Source organism: Bacteroides mediterraneensis (assembly GCF_900128455.1).
Taxonomy (GTDB): Bacteria; Bacteroidota; Bacteroidia; order Bacteroidales; family Bacteroidaceae; genus Phocaeicola; species Phocaeicola mediterraneensis.
On sequence record NZ_LT635783.1, the window covers coordinates 2,035,818 to 2,055,213 of the forward strand.

Sequence of the window (19,396 nt, forward strand, 5' to 3'; positions counted from 1 at the left end):
AGAGTATGAGAAAAATATATACCCGGACCGGAGACGACGGAACGACCGGCATCCATGGGGGCGCACGTGTGCCCAAGGACGACATCCGCATCGAAGCGAATGGCTGCCTGGACGAGCTGAACACCCTGCTCGGCATCATCCGGAGCCTGTTGCCGGAGGCCGATGCGTGGCAGCAAAAACTCTGTTTCATCCAGCGCAACCTGATGGTCGTGATGAGTCATGTGGCAACCCCTTCCGCGCTGAGGGAACAGAATCCGAACGAACTGCCGCAGGACTTGGACAAGTTTTGCGAGGAGTGGATGGACGAGATGATGTCGCAGCTGGAAGACAACGGCTATTTCATCCTGCCGGGCGGCACTCCGCTGTCTGCCCAGTTACAGTATGCGAGGGCCGTGACGCGCAGGGCAGAACGGCGGCTGTGGACCCTTCACCGCACGGACCCCGTCCCGCAGGCGATTCTCCGGTTCATCAACCGCTTGTCGGATTTGCTTTTCGTAATGGCCCGATTTGAAATGCAGCGGCAGCAATGGCCCGAAGAGAAATGGATGAGCTTTGCCTACAAGCGGAAGAAGCGGAGGGAGGAATAAAAGCAGCTGGGCGTGACGGATGGATTTCTCCTTCATCCGGGCCAGCTCCTTCTCGTCGTGACGGCTCGCATACGAAAGTCCCCCGCTGTGAAAGGCAGTTCGGAGTGTCGCCGGGCGGGGTAGCCGTTCATTCATAAGATGTCCAACGATGGGCGGTGCTTTTTTATGCTTGTTTCTGTGGACTTGGAACGGACGGAAGCCCGGTGACGTTATGCCCACAGAGTATTGGTAAAAACGGCCATCTTGATTGCAGGATATGCTATCGCCCATTTCCGTCCCATGATGATGACTGTGCTGGCAATGATATTCGGCAGACCTCCCTAATGTTCGCAAGAGATAAACAAGCCTGTTTGTGTATCAGAAAAACGCTTGGTCGAATTGTGTTTCATGCTGAAACGTTTTTTATGTTTCTCCACTTGGAACCGTATGTTTCTCGTGTGGGAGACGTACGTTTTTGCTTCGGGAAACGTATGTCTCCCGTGCGGGAAACGTAGAAAACGCAGGGGAGGATTTCCCTTTGCGTCAGTGAGCTTTTTAATCTGCAAAAGAAGGGGATTATCGGCTTGAAATTACATAATGAGTACGGGAGCAAAAGCCATTTTCAATAGAAAGGATTACGTTTATATGCCCCGCTTGTAGAATTTAACCCCATAAATTTGACTATTATAAAATAAATCGTAATTTTGCCCCCATGGAATTAGTAGCCGAACAGACAAGTCCGTCTGTCGGTGCAAGGGAATCCGGTGGAAAACCGGAGCTGTACCCGCAGCTGTAACCTCCATTCCAGAAATGTCTGTAACTACAAGTGTCACTGTCGCTTATGCGCGATGGGAAGGCCCTACAGACAGGAGGAAGCCAGAATACCTGCTAATATCCACGACGACAAAGCATGGGGCTTCCGGGATTAGGAGCGCAAGGTGCACCTTATGAATACAGATTTGTAATATTTTGTTTCCTGCCTGTGGGGGAGGACTTTACTTATCTTCATCTGAAGCCGCATGCCCGCTTTATAATTTTGACAAAAAGGTTGCATGATGAAGAAAAAGTTAGGATTTATTCTCCCGTTGCTGTTGGTAGGCAATGCCCCACATTCCGTGGCGCAAAGCATGCAGGAGGGCAAGAAAGTGGAAGAGCTTTCCGTGAGGTTGGACGAGGTGGTGGTGACGGGTACCGGCACGGAACATTACCTGAAAGACGCTCCCGTACAGACGGAAGTCCTCACCCGGAAGGCGTTGGAACAATTCCAGGCACGCAGCATGGAAGAGCTGCTGAGTGGGCTTTCCGCTTCACTCACCTTCCACGATGGAGACATGGGCGGCCATATCCAGTTGAACGGGCTGAACAACGATTACATCCTCATCCTGATTGACGGCAAGCGGATGAACGGGGATGTAGGCGGACAGAACGACTTGAACCTGTTGAACCCGGCCAATATCGAACGCATTGAAATTGTGAAGGGGGCCGCCTCCTCCCTTTATGGAAGCGATGCCATCGCCGGGGTCATTAATATTATCACCAGGAAGAGTCCTCACAAGATGGAACTGACCAGCACCAGCCGGGTGGGTGAGTATGGCGACGTCAGGGAAAGCGCTTCCTTCGGACTGTCCGTCGGAAAGATAAAAAGCGTGACGGGAGTGAACTTCCGGCATACGGACGGTTGGCAGAATACCGACTTGCAGTGGAACCAGCAGCAGCTGAAACCAGGCTCCACGCTGAAAACGATGAACCGGTCTACCAATTATACGTTGTCCGAGAATCTGGAATGGCAGGTCAATGACCAGCTTCAGCTGACGGCTTCCGGCAGTTATTACGAACGCTGGGTTGCCCGTTCGCACGGACAATGGAGTTATCTTGCCAATGATTTCTATTATCGCAATTATGGGTTCGCTGTCGGCGGCAAATACAAGCTGGGCGGACGGAATTACCTGACGGCAGACCTTTCGTACGACCGGTATGGGTATTTCTACGACTACAAGTTGCAGGAGGTCACCGACTATTTCATGGAGGGGAACCGCATCACTTATTTCCCCGGACAACGCATCAAACAAAGCATTCAGAAACAGGTGCTGGGCCAGGCGAAAGGGGTCTTCTACTTCGGCGAGCGCCACATCCTGAACACGGGCATCGAGTATCTGTACAATGGTCTTGAATCTCCCCACCGGATTGACGGCGACCGTGCTTCTGTCTATACGTTGGCCGCTTATGCCCAGGAAGAATGGACGGCCCGGGAAAACACGGTCGTCACCGTAGGAGCCAGAGGAACCTTGCACAAGGAAACGGGCTTGAACTTCAGTCCCAAAGTGTCCGTCTTGTACAAATGGTCGGATTTTAACCTGCGTGCTTCGTATGCCATGGGATACAAATCGCCCACCGTGAAAGAGTTATATTACAACTACATAGCCACATTAGGTGGCGGCGCGCTTACGGCCTACCATGGCAACAAAGATTTAAAGGCGCAGACCTCCCAATATGCTTCTGTAGGGCTGGAATACGCGGGAAACAAGTGGCAGGCCAGTCTGACAGGCTATGTCAACCTGTTGCGCCACCTGATTGAGCTGGTGGAAATCAATCTTACCCCGGAAGAAAAGCTGGAGGAGATTGAGAAAAGCAAGGAGTATCGGAACCTGACGCGGGCACGCATCTGGGGAGTGGACTTCACTTTCAATTACCAGCCGACCAAGGATGTTACGCTGAGCGGGGGCTACAGTTTCGCAGACCCCAAGGCCCAATATCCCAACCAGGGCATCAACTACATGGAATATATCCCGATGGATGCCACTTCAAAGCACAACGCGACGTTTCATGCCGCCTGGCAGCATGCGTGGAAGCGGTATCGCCTGGGAGTAGGGGTGTACGGACGCTATCAGTCCACCCGCCGTTATGTGAAGGATAACAATGCCGACGCTTTCCAGACTTGGCGCATCAATACGGCGCACACCTGCCTGGGAATGAAACGCTGGACGATGACCCTGAACGTAGGAGTGGACAATGTGTTCAACTACATAGACCGTACTCCTTTCGGCTATAATCGGGCCACCACCACACCCGGACGTAATTTCTACGTTTCGGCACTCCTCAAGTTCAAAAACAGATAATTACACCATATTCACTTATTAACTCACTAATAGTATGAAAATGCATTTTTTCAAATCAAGTATGATGGCAACGCTGATGGCGACTGCCTTGTGCACGGGTATCGTTTCGTGCAGTGACAAAGACGACGTGGAAAGTACCTTGAATCCGGCCGAACGGATTGTCTCGCAGACCAAGAAGCATGACACGGCCTTGCTGCTCTGTACCTTTGGCAGCACCTACAAAGAGTCGCTTTCTGTATATGACGACGTGATGGATGACTTCAAGAAGGAATTCCCTGATGTGGACATTTACATGTCGTTCACCTCGCGTACCTGTATCAACCGCGTACAGGCTGCTACGGGCATCGAACGCTATGAACTCGACCAGTGGCTGAAGGCCATCGGAAACGCCGGATACAAGCGGGTGGCAGTGCAGTCGCTGCATGTGATTCCCGGTGAGGAGTATCTTTCGTTGATGAACACCGACATCAAGAAATACTTTATGATTCAATGGTTTCCGCACATCGACGTTTTGCGCGGAGCCAACCTGTTGTCTGAGGAAGAAGACACGAAAATGGTGGCCGACGTGCTCTACAGCCACTATGCGGAAAGGCTCAGTGACAAGAACCACATCGTGCTGCTGATGGGACACGGTAACCCGGATGAAAACTACAGCGCGAACCAGAAGTATGCCGAGGTACAAAAGGCCCTGCAGGCCAAAGCTGCCCACAAGAATATCTTTGTGGGGACGGTGGATTATGGCGATATGCTTTTTTGGCCCAAGGAGGTGGAAGAGAATCCGGCCGACCGCCTCACGGATGTCCGCACGGTACGCAGCCAATATCCGAATTGCATCTACTCCCAGATCATGCAGTATTGCGAAGATAACGGCCTGCAACCGGCCCACGTGAAAGTCTATATCGCTCCTTTCATGTCCATTGCCGGTGACCATGCCCATAACGACCTCTGGGGATTGAAGGCACTGGCCGAAGGGGCCGATGTGAATAAGGTTGAACTGAACACGAACGAATACAGCTGGCGTGAGCGTTTGGAGAAAATCGGCTTCCAGGTGCAGGAGGATTTTGAATCTCATCCCATCAGGGAGGCCGGGGCCGACCATGGCATTGCCGACGGTTGCGGCATCCGCGCCCTGGGCAGTTATCCTGAAATCCGTCGAATCTGGGTGAAGCACCTCCGCGAACAGTGGGATGCCAACGCCTGGGAGAACGGAAAGGATTATCAATAAGCCGTCATCAGGGTTCCGGAAGCATTGCCTGCCATAGCTTCATCGGCAATAGCTTCCGGATGATGAAAGCTCTGAGTATAGCCGTAAATTGGACCTGGAACGTATCTTTGAGGTAGGAGTCGCAAAAAATAAGTATTAAAATATGATAATTCATTTGATGAATCAAAGTCTATTCGTATTTTTGCGAACAACAAACAAAAGGAGGAATAGAAAGGATGAAAAAGAAGTATACAGAAGAACAGGAAAAGATAGCCCGCTTTGCCAAGGCGATGGGGCATCCGGCACGCATAGCCATACTTCAGTTCCTGGCCTCTCAGGAGTGTTGCTTTTTCGGTGATATTCATGAGGAACTTCCCATTGCAAAGGCCACGGTATCGCAGCATCTGAAAGAGTTGAAAGAGGCCGGACTTATCCAGGGTGAAATTGAGACGCCGAAAGTAAGATACTGCATCAACAAGGAAAACTGGGAAATCGCCAAAAAGGTGTTTGCCGGTTTTTTTGGACAACCTATATGTAAGAAAGAGGGCTGCTGTGAGTAAGCCCTTTTTTTTGAAGGATAAGTTCGTAGTTTTGCGAATAACTAACAATTGAAATAGAAAGACATGAAAAAAATTTTATTCTTGCTTGCTGCATGCTTCACCTTTAGCGCCTGCAGCATGAACGCAAAGAACGGAACGGAAGCACAGACGCAAAAAGAAGTGACAGTAAAAGACCATGTGGAAGTATTGTATTTTCACGGGAAGCAGCGTTGTGCTACCTGTATGGCCATCGAAAGCAATACAAGAGCTGCAATGGAGGAGAACTTTGCGGAACAGCTCAAAAGGGGTGAGGTCGTTTTTAAGGTAATAGACATCAGCCAGAAGGAAAATGAGAAGATGGCCGAGAAGTATGAGGTAACCTGGTCATCGCTGTTTGTCGTGAAATACAAGCACGGACAGGAAACAAGCGAGAACATGACCGAATTTGCTTTCGGAAATGCCCGCAAGTCGCCGGACGTATTCAAAGCTGGGGTGGTGAAGGCTGTCAATGAAATGCTGAAATAACGGAGAAGGTTATGGACTGGTTACAGACATTGCTGGATAACAGCTCCACTCCCGTACTGACAGCGTTTCTGCTCGGACTGCTGACCGCGCTGTCACCTTGTCCGCTGGCAACGAACATCGCAGCCATCGGCTTTATCGGAAAAGACATTGAAAACAGAAAGCGCGTTTTCCGGAACGGCTTGCTCTATACGCTGGGGCGTATCCTTTCATACACCCTGCTCGGAGCGGTACTGATTATGGTTCTGAAAGAAGGTTCCAGCATGTTCGGCATACAGAAGGCCATCGGGACATGGGGGGAACTTGTGCTGGGTCCGCTTCTGCTCGTGATAGGTCTGTTCATGCTCTTTGGCGACAAACTGAATCTCCCGCAGTTCGGCTTCCACGGAAATGCGGAAGGTCTCGTCCGGAAAGGCGGATGGGGTGCCCTGCTGATTGGCGTACTGTTTGCCCTGGCTTTCTGTCCGACAAGCGGTGTGTTCTATTTCGGCATGCTGATACCGATGTCTGCCACGGCGACAGCCGGCTATTTCCTTCCTGTGGTATTTGCCATTGCCACAGCCATCCCCGTGATTGCCGTGGCATGGATTCTTGCCTTCAGTGTGCAGCAGATGGGAAATTTCTACGGCAGGATGCAGAAGGTGCAGAAATGGATGAACCTGATTGTGGGCGTGGTGTTTATCCTCGTTGGCATCTATTATTGCTGGATAATGTATTTATAAAACGAATCGATAACAAACCAAATATTTACGAACATGGAAATTAAAGTTTTAGGTCCGGGTTGTGCCAAATGTAAATCAACCTACAATGTCATTGAGAAAGTGCTGAAAGAAAACCACATCGATGCGAAACTGACCAAGGTGGACGACATCATGGAAATGATGAACTACCACATCATGACCACACCGGCCGTGGTGATTGACGAGGTGGTGAAGATGAAAGGACAGGTTCCGACTGAAAGCGAGGTAAAGAAACTGCTGGGCATCTGAGGCACAGAATGATTTAACTGTGGGCGGCAGAGACAACTGTGGTGGAATCTGCCGCTCTTTTAATGAATAGGTTGTTCGTATTTAGACGAATTAAAATAGAATAGAAATGATACAGGATTTTGCTGACTGGCTTGTTTACGGGTTGTTCGGACTGAGTGCCGATACTCCGGTAGGAGTTGCCGTAAACTTCTTCTTTTATGATACAATTAAAATTCTCATACTTTTGTTCTTCATCAGTGTGTTGATGGGCATTGTCAACGCTTATTTCCCGATAGAGCGTTTGCGGAACTATCTCGTCACACACAAGATGTACGGGTTGCAATACTTGCTGGCGTCACTCTTCGGAGCCATCACCCCGTTCTGTTCGTGTTCATCCATACCGCTGTTCATCGGCTTCGTGAAAGGCGGTATCCCTTTGGGGGTCACCTTCGCCTTCCTGATTACCTCCCCGCTGGTGAATGAGGTGGCTGTGGCCATGTTTCTCGGCTCATTCGGTCTGAAAGTGACACTGATTTACGTCATCAGCGGGATTCTGTTGGGAGTAATAGGCGGTATCGTACTCGGCCGTATGCGTCTGGCTCCTTATCTGAGCGACTGGGTAAAGCAGATACAGGCCCACTCATCCGCCCAGGCCGATGAATGGGAAAAAGACCATACCACCTTTATCAAACGACTCCCGACCATTGTCCGTGATGCCTGGAAGATTGTCAGCGGTGTGCTTATATATATCCTGATTGGTATCGGTATCGGTGCCTTCATGCATGGTTTTGTGCCGGAAGGCTTCTTCCAGCAATACATGTCGAAAGACAACTGGTATGCCGTGCCTCTGTCTGTGATTCTTGCCGTACCGATGTATGCCAATGCCGCGGGTATCGTGCCAGTCATCGAGGTGTTTGTGGCAAAAGGCATTCCCATCGGAACCGCAATAGCTTTCATGATGGCGGTCGTAGGCCTTTCCCTGCCGGAAGCCACCCTGCTGAAGAAAGTAATGACCTGGAGACTGATCGGCATATTCTTCGGAACGGTGGCGTTCTTCATCATTCTGTCGGGCTATCTGTTTAACTATATACTGTAGATAAGATAATAAATAGAATAGGGGAACATTCCTATTTTAAGTCAAACCAATAAAAAACGGAATAAATGAAAGTATTGATTCTTTGTACAGGAAACAGCTGCCGCAGCCAGATGGCTCACGGCTTTTTGCAGTCATTCGATAAAAACCTGGAAGTATATTCAGGGGGTACCGAACCGGCAGACCAGGTAAATGCCAAGGCAGTGGAAGTGATGAAGGAAGTGGGGATAGACATCAGCTCGCATGTGCCTACACACGTCAACACGTATCTCGATCAGGAATGGGATTATGTAATCACCGTGTGCGGTGGCGCCAATGAAAGCTGTCCTGCCTTTACAGGAAAGGTCGGCAAACGTATGCACATCGGTTTTGACGATCCTTCACAGGCTACAGGCACGCCGGAGTTCATCGACTCGGAGTTCCGCCGTGTACGTGACGAAATCAGAAATGCCTTTGCCCGTTTCTACATCACGGAAATCAGAAAGGAAGAATTGCCGAAATGCGCTTGTGGTGAATAGGGTGTTACTGCCCAAAAATGAGCGGCATGGCACATATTCTGACAGGAGATTTGGACTGTTCAGACGGTTACAGTGTCATTCGCAACTTTGTTCCCTTAGTTTGAGGAGGGTATTCTTGTGAATGGAATGAAATGAAACATAAAAGGTTCCACATCCAAATGGGATGTCCTTTTTGCGCCAATGTAATATCAGCTGATCGGAATGATTCTTCCTCATGGGTTTGAATAAAGAACGCATAGAGTTCTTAAATCAAAAAAAAACACCGATCATCGGAATAGGGTAAAGCGTATCCGGTGGTCGGTTTCATTTTTTGCCTTTTTTAGTGCTTATTGTTCCCGTTCAAAATGGGCAAATGTGAACTGTTATTTGTTCAGAATCTGTAGTTGGTTGTCGCCCATCATTCTCAGGCCTTTAATAAAGCATTTAATAAGAAATCTCATTTTTGTGGTTGTTTTTATGTTTTACAACACAAAAGTACGCATTGTTTATTACATAATATGTTGTATAGCATATAATTTTCATGAAAGGCCTTAATACTTGATATATGTCAACCAGATGGTAGAAGCTGAATGTTTTTTTCTTTTCTGTCGTTACTTGAAAATAAAAATAGTATCTTTGGCAGACCGTACTTTTGAAAGAAAAAGAATGAGAATATGAAAAAAATGTTTTTGCTGAGTGTATGCCTTCTCTGTTTGCTGAGCCTGTCGGCTTGGGCAGAAGTAACTCCGGTCGACACGATACCTTTCGAACTGGGTGCCGACAACCGTTTGTATGTGACAGTCTATATCAACGGGCAGGACGACCGCCCCCTGCGCTTTGTGCTGGACACGGGAGCGACGGATGTGGTGCTCAATTCCAATTCGCCGCGCACCGAAGGGCTGGCTGCCTTTACGGGAAGTGTGGAGAACAATAGCGCCAATTCGGTGGAAACCATTCCTTCCACAGAGTCCTCTCAGGTGGTGAGGATGGGCAGCCGGGCCATTTCCGGCTTGGAACTGGTAGCTGTTCCTTATCCGCCCGATGCCTTGGACGGTGTGCTGGGGCTGTCTTATCTGAGGAACTTTGATGTCCGTATTGATTATCGGCGGAAATCCATCTTCCTGTATGAATTGGGCGACGGGCAGAAGGCGGCATCGGACAAGGCTGTCAAGCTGAAGATGGACTATCGTCTGGGAGTGCCGGTCGTTCCGGTCGGCGTGCGTGTCGGCGGAGTGGATTATCAGGTATCGGTAGAGGTAGACACGGGTTCCGACCGTGTGTTCGACCTCAATACACCTTTCGTCCGTCGCAACAGCCTGCTGGGCACACAGAAACCATTTGCCATCTCGCGCATAGCCGGTACGGTGAAGGAGGGCGGTGAACTTCAGAACGTGTACTTCGATTGGGTGACACTGGGAGATGCCCTGACTTTGCCCCGCATACCCGGTGCTTTTTCTACAGTGACGGAAGGGGTGCAGGCCAGTGAGGCGATGGACGGCGTGTTAGGCAACAATTTCCTGCAACGCTTCAACCAGCTTTATGACTTCAAGAACAACTTCCTTTATTTGGAGGTGAACGACCGACTTTATACTCCTTTCTATGACTTTTTGGTTCGTTGAACAGTCTCAATCCGAATGATGCGTATTATAAACCCTTTCCAGCAGCTTTCCCACTCCGCACAACGGAAGGCCATGGTACATGAATTAGAGAAGTCAGGTAACGCTTCGGAATCGATTGCTGCCCCAAGAAGATTCCCTGCCGCAACTATGGCTTTTCATAGACTCCTTCCCGCGGCAGAGGCTTGTCAAGATTGGCTACTCCTAAGACGGTGATGGCGGTAACGGTTGCCGTATGCTTCAGATACTCTGGGATGTTCTTGGTAAACAAATCACGTTCGGTATGCCAGATTTCCCCATAACTGAAATTATATCCTTTCACATCTTTTGTGGTAAATCCGTATGTCGGGACTCCATACGTGGCAAACACTTCCGAATCGGTACCACCTGCTGCTTTCGGTAATTTGCGGGGCGGCCGTACAGTCACTTTAAACGGAATGTCGGCCCGGATTTTTTGGATAGGCTGGGTTATCTTGACGAAATCATCATACATCGCCTGTGAGACAGCTATTCCGACGGGCGGTTCCGGCCCACCGTCACGGTTGAATACGTTGACAATCTTGGGCAGTTCCCGCTCATGTTTCTTGCAATAAGCTTTCGAGCCTAACAGTCCGAACTCTTCTCCGGCAAAGGCGATGAAAAGAATCGTTCTCTTGGGTTTCGCTCCCGACAAGGCCAACATACGAGCCGCTTCCATCATTGGGGCAATTCCTGTACCACAGTCGATGCCGCCTGTACCCGTGTCATAAGAATCCAAGTGTCCGCAGACAATGACTTGCTCATCCGGGTATTTGCTGCCTCGAATAGACGCTACAACGTTGTGGTATTTGATGGGACCGAGTTTGAAATGATTGCGGATATCGAACTCCAGCAGGAAGTCTTCCCGCCGTTCTTTCACCATCTGGGCGATGATATCGAACTGATGCTTGTCGAGTTTGATGTCGGGAACTTCGGGCAGGTTGTCGAACGTCATGCTGTCAATCATCTTCCGGTCATAGAGCGCGCGGATAGGCACTTCCGATGCTTGGATGAATCCTAAGACACCGGCTTCAATCATCTCGTGGTAGTAGAGAGCCGGGAATTCCTTATAAGGAATCATCTCGTTGTTTTCTTTTTTCTCCCGGTTTCTTGCCCTGAGTTCGGCATTCTTCTGGTCGATTTCCTTATTTTCTTGTTTGATAGCCCGACGGATAGAATCTGCGTGCGCCGTCCGGTCGATTGGCCAGCCGTCGTTTGTGCCGGAGATTAAGACCCAGGCCCCTTTCAACTTGAATTTGATGCGTTCGAATTCCTGGTCGGTATGAGGTTCCATCAAGACATGACCACGCTGCACCCCTTTCGTTCCGGATGTATAGGAAGGAGTAGCGAAATGGAGGGTCATTCCATGGTCGTGACTCAACAGCTTTCCAAACCAAGGACCGCGATTAAAGCCGACAGAAAGTTCACCAGCTTCTTCCAGATGCACATCCAATCCCCATTTTTTGTATTCGTGTACCATCCATTCGGCCGCATTTTCATACGCATCCGACCCGATGGGGCGTCCGCCAAAACGATTGGTCAGTATATCCAGCTGATGTGCGGCCTGATTATCCTGTTGCCCCATTTCAATGATTTTATCAACGACGGCTTTTTGAGCGAAAAAAGGCTGTACTCCAAATGACAAAAATACAGCATAACATAAGAATAATTTTTTCATGTGTCACAAAATTGAATATTTCGTTTGCAAAAGAAATGATAAATTAGATGAAATCAAAAAAAAGAGAGATTTTCTGTCAGGAAGGATAGTTTTTATTTTATTTCTTTTACCTTATGCAAAAAAGAAGTCTTCTTATGTCCAAAGAGTTGACGGCTCAGCCATGCGACTTGAGCCATCAACTCTCTGATACGTTCCTGCAACCTTTCATTCTGCTCCACCTGTCTTTGTCAGTGGCAGATTCGGATGTCATTGATATTGATAAATTCTTTCCAGCAGCTTGTTGCCCAACAAGGGACGATAGTGCCCTGATTCATAATAGTGGTGGTAATCTTCTGTAAATTCGTTCATGCCACTGAAATCATACACATTTTCTTTCCCGAAAATGCTTTGCAAGAATGCTCTGTCGTCCGGGTGCAGTTCTTTCTGGTTGTAATCCGGACTGATGATGACACGTACCGAGGTGTCGTGACGGCGCAGGACTTTCCTGATTTCCTCCAACAGCACACGTTGCCGCTGAAACAGGACAGGCTCTTCTACCACAGCAATACCCTTCCGTTCGGGAAACTCCTGTTTACGGTTTCTCCAGTATGCCTCACCTTCCTGCTCAATCATCTTCTCACGTGGATTGAACGAATCATTGTTCCGCGAATCGCGTATCCTTCCATAAGGATTCATCTGCCTCATGTCTGGGTCCACACGTCCTGTGATTCTATATTTCAGATAAGGGAACAAAAAGTCCGGCATCGCGAATGCCTGCATGAATTCCATCTGCACGACCAACGGACTATCTCCCGATACAGCAGCCGGAAGTACGTTGCTGTAACCGCTCAAAGGGCTAATACGTGAAAGCGAGGTACGGTTAAGAACCAGCAGCACATTCTTTATTTCTGCCCCTTCCTTCTCGAGGGCATGAAGCTTGAGACTTATCGCCTTCAAACTCTCTCCATTTCCGAAAAGACGGATGGCATGATCACCGGGGGAAAGGTATTTTTCCCACTCCGCACAACGGAAAGCCATGGTAGATGAATTACCCAAAATAAAAGAATTGAAATGTACGCTGTCCTTATGGTTCCGGTATATTTGCCAACCCACATGATGTTCGTTCAGCATGACATCCGAATCATACAGGTCGTATTTGCGGAGGACCATGAAAGGATCATCATACACGTAAAGGGCCATCAAAGCCCAGAATGGGAGGGCAAACCACAGCGATTTTCGGACGAGACGCAGGAAAGCAGCGCGTTTACGGATGGGTGCGTCCGTAATAGTTTCCGGTATTTTTTCCATCAGAATTGCAGATATATGAAGTTTTCCGTGCCGAACTTGCCATAAGCGAACACGGCAAACACAATTAAATAATACACGGTCCAACGGACGAAGGCAGGCTGGTTCTCTAAACGCAGGTGCAAGTCGCCTTTGGACATAAAAAAGTCATAAAGCAGTATCAGCAACCAGGCACTGCCAGCTACGATGCAGATGTGGTCGGACATGCCGATATTGATTTCTTTCCAGCTCGCACGAGTCTGAAAAGAGATGTTCCGCAGGAAATAGAACGCGTCTGAAACAGACTGTGCCTTGAAGAACACCAGCGATACGGCAAAAATGAGATAGGTGCGGACAACCGAAAGCGTGGCGAACAGCCGTTCTCCAATCTGTTTCCTTACCTTGTTCCGTATTTTCTCCGTCCTCAGTTCCCACACAATCACAAGCCCCTGAATGAATCCATAGACGGCAAATGTCCATCCCGCACCGTGCCATATACCCAACGCAATGAAGGTCACCATGAGGCTTGCCGCCACACCTCCTTGTCCCCAACGGCGGGTAAACGATGACAAAGGAAGAAAAAGGTAATCCCGCACCCAGGAGGAAAGGGAGATATGCCAGCGGCGCCAGAACTCAGCCGTAGTCTGGGCGGCAAAGGGATGCGCGAAGTTGGGTGACAGTTTCAATCCAAACAACATGCCTGTTCCAATCGCCATGTCCGTGTAGCCGGAGAAGTCGGCATACAGTTCGATGGGATAGAGCAGGCAAGCCATAAGCAGTTGTACACCTGAGGCGGTGTGCATCGAATCGAACACCCCGTCAATGTAGGGCGCTATATGGTCGGCAAGCACCAGCTTCTTCACCAATCCCACCACAATCAGCTTCAGGCCGTAGGTCATCATGGAATAGGAGGCAGGGGAGAGTCTTCGGACTTGCGGGAGCAAATCGGCCGACCGTTCAATCGGGCCCGACAGGAACTTCATGAACAGGAGCATATAAAGCAGGAAATCCATCAGATTCCGCTCCGCCTTTTCTTCCTCCCAATACACTTCCGTCAAGTAGCCGATGGCCTGAAAGGTGTAGAACGACATGCCCAACGGGAAAACAATGCCGGAGTTTCCGGTCAACTGGTGGGCATAGCGGAACCCAATCCAGCAGAGAACGAGACAGGAGATACTGCTCCAGTAAATCAAGCGGGAGCCCCTTCCTTTTTCACAGGCCCGCTCAATCCGTATCGCCGCACCGTAGGTGAAAAGACTTACGACCAGAGCCGTGACAAGAAATACGAGATTGAAGTAGCCGATGAAAACCCCACTGGCCGCCAGCAGAATCCGCTTCCGCCCTTTCTCACAGACCAAATGGTATAAGGTGAAACAGAGCAGGAGCAGCAGGACAAATTCAAGGGAAATGAATGACATCGCTTCTCCCTCCTTATTTGGCCTTATTCAGGATAGTCTGGCAAAGATCGCCCACATTTTTCAGTTTCACGATTTCACGAAACGTGAAACGCACCCCGAACTTCTTCTCAATCTCGGTGAGCAGTACCATATTGGTCAGCGAATCCCATCCCTCCACGTCGTGGGCCGTAGTGCTTTCGGTCAAGGTGATGTTGTCTCTCTTCAATACTTTTCTGAATATTCCGTTCAGGATTTCCAATAATTCTTTCGTTTCCATATACTTGATTGTTTTTGAGTTATTGAGTGATATATTTTAGCAGTTGGTTCCGGTCAGTTTTGTTGCTGTTGTTTTGTGGAAAACAAGGCATGAAATGAATGTGCCGGGGGCACATATAAGCCGGCAGATGACTTTGCAGGTACTGTTCCAAGCGTTCCGTATCTTCCGTCTCCCGCTCTACGGCCAGGTGCAGTTCACAACTTCCGTCAGAGGTAAAAACCGGCAACACTACCGCGTTACAGCTATGTCGGTAGAACGCCTTGACGTGGTATTCAATCTCGCCCAATTCTATTCTGAAGCCTTGTATCTTTACCTGTGTGTCTTTGCGGCCACAATAAACGATGTCTCCGTCCGCATCTGCCAGACAGAGATCGCCGGTACGGTAATATAGCTTTCCGGAGGAATCCGTCACAAAACATTCCGCCGTCTTTTCGGGAGCCCCCCAATACCCGCTCATGAGTTGAGGTCCGGAAATCCACAGTTCCCCCGTCTCTCCGGCCGGAAGGGGTTTGCCCGAAGGGGAGGCAATCAGATAGTCCATCCCCTGAAAAGGTTTCCCGATTGCCGCCATGCCGTTATGGTGTTTGGCCCCTTCCGCCGGGATGACATACGACGTGCAGTAGATGGTCGCTTCGGTCGGTCCGTACAGGTTGACGACCGTAGCATTGGGTATGCAAGGACGAAATTCGTGGAGCAGATTCACGTCGGTGGCCTCCGCGGTGACGACGAGATAGCGCAAGTCCGGGAAACAGATTTCCCCGAAATAAGGACGTGACAACCGAAGCACGGAAGGGGCTACAGCCGCAAACGTAAGTCGATGACGCTCCATGATATCCAGTACGTTCAGGTATTTCATTCCCTGTTGCGGAACGGGATAGACACACGCGCCGAGAGTAAGGGGATAAAGAAACGACACGACAGAGACATCGAACGTCAGTTCGAACATCTGAAGCATACGGTCGTTTTCATCCAGTTGCCATCCTAAAGCCCGATAGGCCTGGTAGAACGCATTCAGGTTCTTCCGGGAGATGGGGACACCCTTGGGTTCGCCCGTACTTCCGGACGTGAAGATGATGTAAGCCGGTACGTCGGAATCCACCTCCTCGATGCCGGACGGCAAAGCAAGCCGATGGGAGGGGAGAGACACCCGTATGGCCCTGATGTCAGCGGGAAGCATGTGGCCATTTTCCCCACTGTAGAGCCACAGGCCGATGCCGGATTGCCGGGCTATCCGAGCGTTGCGCTCTGCCGGATAATCGGGATGTAACATGACGTAGGTTTTCCCGGAAAGTAGCACACCCAAAATGGATGCATAGGTTTCCATACGGTTTTCGGCCGCGATGCCCACCGTGTCTCCGTGGAGATTTCTCAGCGTTTCACAAATACTTCCTGCCAGTCCGAACAATTCCTGATAGGTAAAGGTCCGGTCGTCAAGGACCAGTGCCGGACGCATGGCATAACGGTTCGATGCCTGGACCATGGCTGCCAGCATATCTGCGTCGTTTTTCTTTTCCATATTACGTAGTTATAGTCTAGTCTATTATCTCTGCTTTCCTTTACTTGTTTATTTGTATAACGGAGATTGGTGCAAATCCCCCTATTCCAGGAATGTGAATATTGGTTAAATGTAAGTATGTGATAGATAATAGTTATACTGATTTGTATGCGAACAGCATTTTGACAGGGAAAAATATACGTGATTTATTGCGAGAAAAATGACTGCTCTGTAGTGTTTCCGGAAAATGCTTCGTCGAATTGTGCATCATGAGGAAATGTTTTTTATGTTTTCCATTCGAGAACCGTATGTTTTCCATCCGTGAAACGTACGTTTCCCAAGGCGGAAACATACGTTTTCCGTGTGGGGAACATAGGAATCCTAAGCACAAATGGGTATTTATGCTTAGGCGTTTTTGAGTCTACATAAAAGGGGAAAAGAGGAGATTAGCTAGAAACAATAAAAGCTACTGAGAACCAGTAGTTTTTATATTTAGATTAGCTTGAAACAGATTTATTATTTGCCTATGCAGTATGTGTACATCGTTGATTATCAATAGTATAGCGCTCTAAAAGGTACAACCAGCAGGTTGGCAAGTATCTGAGAATGTGTAAGTTAGTGATTTTTAGCACCATTCTCGGCTTGTACCTCCATTTGGGAAAGTAAAAGTAAGTGTAATTTCTTGAATATCAAAATGTGCGGTACAAAAACTTGTGAAAAATGGCGTTTTTTGATGAGAAAAGGTACAAAAGTGGCCCTGAAACAGAGGGGACATTATGATTACTTTGCGAAGTATTCAGTCTTCAAGCAATAGGCATAAATCGAGTCCTGGAACGAGATTTCAGCAGCCATAAGAGCCTTGAGCTAGTTCAGCTGCTGTGTGGTCTGTGTTTCGTGATTGTTACAAACGACAGACTTATGTGACAGCGATCGCTTTTTTTAAGATTGCCTAAGTAGCAATATTCTGAACAGAAAAGGAAGCATTATTTCTTTTATTGTTCAAAATATTGCTATATTTGCAGTATGGATAGACAATTAAGTGAAATAGGAACCATTCCAGTAACGACTTCAATCATTGAATCGTTGTATCCGGAACTTAAGTCTGCTGACAAGAAAGTAACCTGGCTCGAAAAGCAAGGGATTATCATCAGATTGAAGCGGGGACTTTATGTGATCAACCCCGAATATTCAGGAAAGACTCTATCAAGTGAGTTGATTGCCAATCATCTCTATACACCTTCGTATATTTCAATGTCTACTGCACTACGATATTATGGACTTATCCCCGAGGCTGTATATGTTCATCAATCAATGACTGTAAAACATCCCCGAAGCTTTCAAACTCCAGTCGGCAATTATGACTACAAATATATTTCAAGAAAGGCATTTCCGATAGGAGTAAGGAGTATGAATAAAGGTGACTATGCATTTCTTATTGCATCACCGGAAAAGGCTTTGTGTGATTTGATTGCCAATTCCTCAAAAGTCATTCTTCGTTATATGAAGGATGTAGAGACATATCTTGAGCAGGATATTCGTATGGATATGGATGAGTTCTATAATATGGACGCAACCATATTTGAAGATTATATAAAGGTTGGCAAAAAGGCTGATTCAATTTCAACACTTCTAAAATTCTTAAGACGATGAAAAATGAAATATTCGACAATATGCTCTCCCGTTATGATTTAACAACGGAGCAACATAAGAGAAACGCCATATTTGAAGTGAACCAACAAATGATACTTGCAGGCCTGTATGCTGGGGGCTTCTTTGAATCGGCTGCGTTCTATGGCGGAACTTGTCTGAGAATCTTTCATGGCTTGCAGCGTTTCAGTGAGGACATGGATTTCTCATTGCTTGCGCAAGATGATACCTTCGATTTTACGAAATACTTCCCTGCTATCATTGATGCCTTTGCAATGGTAGGTCGTGAGGTTGAAATAAAGAAAAAAGATAAGAAGAATTTTGGGAAAGTCGAATCGGCATTTCTTAAAGATAATACCGATGTGTATGATGTGACTTTCCAAACAGAGAAGTCTATAAAGATAAAGATTGAAGTAGATACTTGTCCGCCGTTGAACTTCAAGACGGAACAAAAGCTATTGCTCCAACCACATTCATTTATGACCCGTTGTTTCACACTTCCGGACCTGTTTGCAGGCAAGATGCACGCACTGGTCTATCGTGCATGGAAGAATAGGGTTAAAGGCCGTGATTGGTATGACTTTGAATGGTATGTACGCCATAATGTTCCGTTGGATTTTACTCATTTGGCAGAACGATGCAAGCAGTTCAACAATGAGGATATTACTCTAGAGTTATTCAAGGAGAAACTCATTGAGCGTCTCTCTACAGCTGATATAAAACAAGTGAAAGAAGATGTATTGCCTTTCATGCGCAATCCAAAAGAACTTGATATTTGGTCAAATGATTATTTCGTGCAGTTGGCCGGGATGGTAAGAATAGAATAATACAACATTAAGCTTTCTCCAAGAAATAACTACTAAAGTATTTATAGCTTTAGTAAGCCTGCACCTTTTCTTATTGGCGAAGGTAATCCAAGTAAGGTTATACTTATTCATAGTCTTATTATTTTGCAAAGAACTCAGTCTTCAACCAATAGGCATAAATCGAGTCTTGGAACGAGATTTCACCGGCCTTATTATCCAATATATCATTCTTGATAAGGGCAGCCTTTGAGCGGGATATTGAGGTCGTTGAAGAGATTTGATAGCGATGCATCACTTCAGTCGAGCTAATAGCCTTTTCTCCAGCTATAAGAGCCTTGAGGTAGTTCAGTTGCTGTGTGGTCAGTGTTTCGGTGATTGTTACAAACAACAGACTTAACTGCTCCATCAATGCTGTGTGCGCCTCACGTACAATCTCAACAGTACATACATCCTTTGTTCTGAGCCATGAAAGCTGTGCCAGCTGCTGTGCGTAGTATGGATGATTATCTACGAGCTTTGCAATCAAATGGCTTGCTTCATCGTCGATGTTCTTGCCGGTATCAGCGAAACGACTCTTGAAAAATTCCACAAGGTAAAGTGTGTCAATCTTATTGAGAAACATCAGATTGCCGAACTTGTAGAATGGTTTGGATGAGTCGGTAAACACTTCCATCATCATGTGGCGCTTGCTGCC

General features: G+C 47.9%; 18 protein-coding genes and 1 riboswitch. Of the genes, 12 read left to right on the forward strand and 6 right to left on the reverse strand.

The window, feature by feature from the left end; genetic code table 11:
* Nucleotides 1–5 precede the first annotated feature (5 nt).
* The 10 genes from BQ7480_RS08390 to BQ7480_RS08435 all read left to right on the forward strand — a co-directional run bounded on the left by BQ7480_RS08390 (nt 6) and on the right by BQ7480_RS08435 (nt 10,124).
* Entirely contained in the window at nt 6–587 is a 582-nt protein-coding gene (locus BQ7480_RS08390; protein ID WP_072542519.1) for a cob(I)yrinic acid a,c-diamide adenosyltransferase, read from the forward strand.
* 681 nt (nt 588–1,268) lie between these two features.
* Nucleotides 1,269–1,473, forward strand: a riboswitch (cobalamin riboswitch).
* Nucleotides 1,474–1,693: 220 nt separating this feature from the next.
* Nucleotides 1,694–3,682, forward strand: coding sequence for a TonB-dependent receptor plug domain-containing protein (locus tag BQ7480_RS08395; RefSeq protein WP_394332653.1), 1,989 nt, complete (start codon nt 1,694–1,696; stop codon nt 3,680–3,682).
* 40 nt (nt 3,683–3,722) lie between these two features.
* Nucleotides 3,723–4,907 carry a sirohydrochlorin cobaltochelatase gene (locus BQ7480_RS08400; RefSeq protein ID WP_072543959.1) on the forward strand — a complete coding sequence of 395 codons (1,185 nt, stop codon included), beginning with the start codon at nt 3,723–3,725 and terminating at the stop codon, nt 4,905–4,907.
* Between the two features lie 215 nt (nt 4,908–5,122).
* Nucleotides 5,123–5,446, forward strand: a complete 324-nt coding sequence (locus BQ7480_RS08405; RefSeq protein ID WP_072542520.1) for an ArsR/SmtB family transcription factor — start codon at nt 5,123–5,125, stop codon at nt 5,444–5,446.
* A gap of 63 nt (nt 5,447–5,509) precedes the next feature.
* Nucleotides 5,510–5,950 (forward strand): nitrophenyl compound nitroreductase subunit ArsF family protein, encoded by a 441-nt coding sequence (locus tag BQ7480_RS08410; protein WP_072542521.1) that lies wholly within the window; start codon nt 5,510–5,512, stop codon nt 5,948–5,950.
* An 11-nt stretch (nt 5,951–5,961) separates the two neighbouring features.
* Nucleotides 5,962–6,669: an aromatic aminobenezylarsenical efflux permease ArsG family transporter gene (locus BQ7480_RS08415; RefSeq protein WP_072542522.1), complete on the forward strand. Its 708-nt coding sequence runs from the start codon at nt 5,962–5,964 to the stop codon at nt 6,667–6,669.
* A gap of 33 nt (nt 6,670–6,702) precedes the next feature.
* A complete protein-coding gene (locus BQ7480_RS08420) occupies nt 6,703–6,936 on the forward strand; it encodes a thioredoxin family protein (RefSeq protein WP_072542523.1) in 234 nt (77 codons plus the stop codon).
* Nucleotides 6,937–7,042: 106 nt separating this feature from the next.
* A complete protein-coding gene (locus BQ7480_RS08425; RefSeq protein ID WP_072542524.1) occupies nt 7,043–8,011 on the forward strand; it encodes a permease in 969 nt (322 codons plus the stop codon).
* Nucleotides 8,012–8,076: 65 nt separating this feature from the next.
* Nucleotides 8,077–8,526, forward strand: a complete 450-nt coding sequence (locus BQ7480_RS08430; RefSeq protein WP_072542525.1) for an arsenate reductase ArsC — start codon at nt 8,077–8,079, stop codon at nt 8,524–8,526.
* A 653-nt stretch (nt 8,527–9,179) separates the two neighbouring features.
* The gene (locus BQ7480_RS08435) at nt 9,180–10,124 is read left to right on the forward strand and encodes a retropepsin-like aspartic protease (RefSeq protein ID WP_072542526.1); all 945 of its coding nucleotides are present in this window, start codon (nt 9,180–9,182) and stop codon (nt 10,122–10,124) included.
* 145 nt (nt 10,125–10,269) lie between these two features.
* Here BQ7480_RS08435 and BQ7480_RS08440 read toward each other — a convergent pair whose 3' ends face one another.
* From BQ7480_RS08440 to BQ7480_RS08465, 5 genes are all read right to left on the reverse strand, one after another.
* A complete protein-coding gene (locus BQ7480_RS08440) occupies nt 10,270–11,817 on the reverse strand; it encodes a M20/M25/M40 family metallo-hydrolase (RefSeq protein ID WP_072542527.1) in 1,548 nt (515 codons plus the stop codon).
* 246 nt (nt 11,818–12,063) lie between these two features.
* A complete protein-coding gene (locus BQ7480_RS08450; RefSeq protein WP_072542529.1) occupies nt 12,064–13,104 on the reverse strand; it encodes a histidine kinase in 1,041 nt (346 codons plus the stop codon).
* A complete protein-coding gene (locus BQ7480_RS08455; protein WP_072542530.1) occupies nt 13,104–14,498 on the reverse strand; it encodes an MBOAT family O-acyltransferase in 1,395 nt (464 codons plus the stop codon). The genes BQ7480_RS08450 and BQ7480_RS08455 overlap by 1 nt, the downstream gene beginning before the upstream one ends.
* A gap of 13 nt (nt 14,499–14,511) precedes the next feature.
* Nucleotides 14,512–14,754, reverse strand: coding sequence for an acyl carrier protein (locus tag BQ7480_RS08460; protein WP_072542531.1), 243 nt, complete (start codon nt 14,752–14,754; stop codon nt 14,512–14,514).
* A 19-nt stretch (nt 14,755–14,773) separates the two neighbouring features.
* Nucleotides 14,774–16,270: an amino acid adenylation domain-containing protein gene (locus BQ7480_RS08465; RefSeq protein WP_072542532.1), complete on the reverse strand. Its 1,497-nt coding sequence runs from the start codon at nt 16,268–16,270 to the stop codon at nt 14,774–14,776.
* 1,002 nt (nt 16,271–17,272) lie between these two features.
* Between BQ7480_RS08465 and BQ7480_RS08470 the strand changes: the two genes are divergently transcribed.
* Both BQ7480_RS08470 and BQ7480_RS08475 read left to right on the forward strand, forming a co-directional pair.
* Nucleotides 17,273–17,899, forward strand: coding sequence for a type IV toxin-antitoxin system AbiEi family antitoxin domain-containing protein (locus BQ7480_RS08470; RefSeq protein ID WP_072542533.1), 627 nt, complete (start codon nt 17,273–17,275; stop codon nt 17,897–17,899).
* A complete protein-coding gene (locus tag BQ7480_RS08475; protein WP_007855251.1) occupies nt 17,896–18,723 on the forward strand; it encodes a nucleotidyl transferase AbiEii/AbiGii toxin family protein in 828 nt (275 codons plus the stop codon). Before BQ7480_RS08470 ends, BQ7480_RS08475 begins: the two co-directional genes overlap by 4 nt.
* A gap of 118 nt (nt 18,724–18,841) precedes the next feature.
* Here BQ7480_RS08475 and BQ7480_RS18175 read toward each other — a convergent pair whose 3' ends face one another.
* Nucleotides 18,842–19,381 carry a hypothetical protein gene (locus tag BQ7480_RS18175; RefSeq protein WP_235816662.1) on the reverse strand — a complete coding sequence of 180 codons (540 nt, stop codon included), beginning with the start codon at nt 19,379–19,381 and terminating at the stop codon, nt 18,842–18,844.
* Nucleotides 19,382–19,396: the final 15 nt, after the last annotated feature.

Excerpts from the sequence above, each read along its gene's own strand:
- BQ7480_RS08390 (WP_072542519.1), top strand. The coding sequence starts at position 6 with ATGAGAAAAATATATACCCGGACCGGAGACGACGGAACGACCGGCATC.
- BQ7480_RS08395 (WP_394332653.1), top strand. The coding sequence starts at position 1,694 with ATGCAGGAGGGCAAGAAAGTGGAAGAGCTTTCCGTGAGGTTGGACGAG.
- BQ7480_RS08400 (WP_072543959.1), top strand. The coding sequence starts at position 3,723 with ATGCATTTTTTCAAATCAAGTATGATGGCAACGCTGATGGCGACTGCC.
- BQ7480_RS08405 (WP_072542520.1), top strand. The coding sequence starts at position 5,123 with ATGAAAAAGAAGTATACAGAAGAACAGGAAAAGATAGCCCGCTTTGCC.
- BQ7480_RS08410 (WP_072542521.1), top strand. The coding sequence starts at position 5,510 with ATGAAAAAAATTTTATTCTTGCTTGCTGCATGCTTCACCTTTAGCGCC.
- BQ7480_RS08415 (WP_072542522.1), top strand. The coding sequence starts at position 5,962 with ATGGACTGGTTACAGACATTGCTGGATAACAGCTCCACTCCCGTACTG.
- BQ7480_RS08420 (WP_072542523.1), top strand. The coding sequence starts at position 6,703 with ATGGAAATTAAAGTTTTAGGTCCGGGTTGTGCCAAATGTAAATCAACC.
- BQ7480_RS08425 (WP_072542524.1), top strand. The coding sequence starts at position 7,043 with ATGATACAGGATTTTGCTGACTGGCTTGTTTACGGGTTGTTCGGACTG.
- BQ7480_RS08430 (WP_072542525.1), top strand. The coding sequence starts at position 8,077 with ATGAAAGTATTGATTCTTTGTACAGGAAACAGCTGCCGCAGCCAGATG.
- BQ7480_RS08435 (WP_072542526.1), top strand. The coding sequence starts at position 9,180 with ATGAAAAAAATGTTTTTGCTGAGTGTATGCCTTCTCTGTTTGCTGAGC.
- BQ7480_RS08440 (WP_072542527.1), bottom strand. The coding sequence starts at position 11,817 with ATGAAAAAATTATTCTTATGTTATGCTGTATTTTTGTCATTTGGAGTA.
- BQ7480_RS08450 (WP_072542529.1), bottom strand. The coding sequence starts at position 13,104 with ATGGAAAAAATACCGGAAACTATTACGGACGCACCCATCCGTAAACGC.
- BQ7480_RS08455 (WP_072542530.1), bottom strand. The coding sequence starts at position 14,498 with ATGTCATTCATTTCCCTTGAATTTGTCCTGCTGCTCCTGCTCTGTTTC.
- BQ7480_RS08460 (WP_072542531.1), bottom strand. The coding sequence starts at position 14,754 with ATGGAAACGAAAGAATTATTGGAAATCCTGAACGGAATATTCAGAAAA.
- BQ7480_RS08465 (WP_072542532.1), bottom strand. The coding sequence starts at position 16,270 with ATGGAAAAGAAAAACGACGCAGATATGCTGGCAGCCATGGTCCAGGCA.
- BQ7480_RS08470 (WP_072542533.1), top strand. The coding sequence starts at position 17,273 with ATGGATAGACAATTAAGTGAAATAGGAACCATTCCAGTAACGACTTCA.
- BQ7480_RS08475 (WP_007855251.1), top strand. The coding sequence starts at position 17,896 with ATGAAAAATGAAATATTCGACAATATGCTCTCCCGTTATGATTTAACA.
- BQ7480_RS18175 (WP_235816662.1), bottom strand. The coding sequence starts at position 19,381 with ATGATGATGGAAGTGTTTACCGACTCATCCAAACCATTCTACAAGTTC.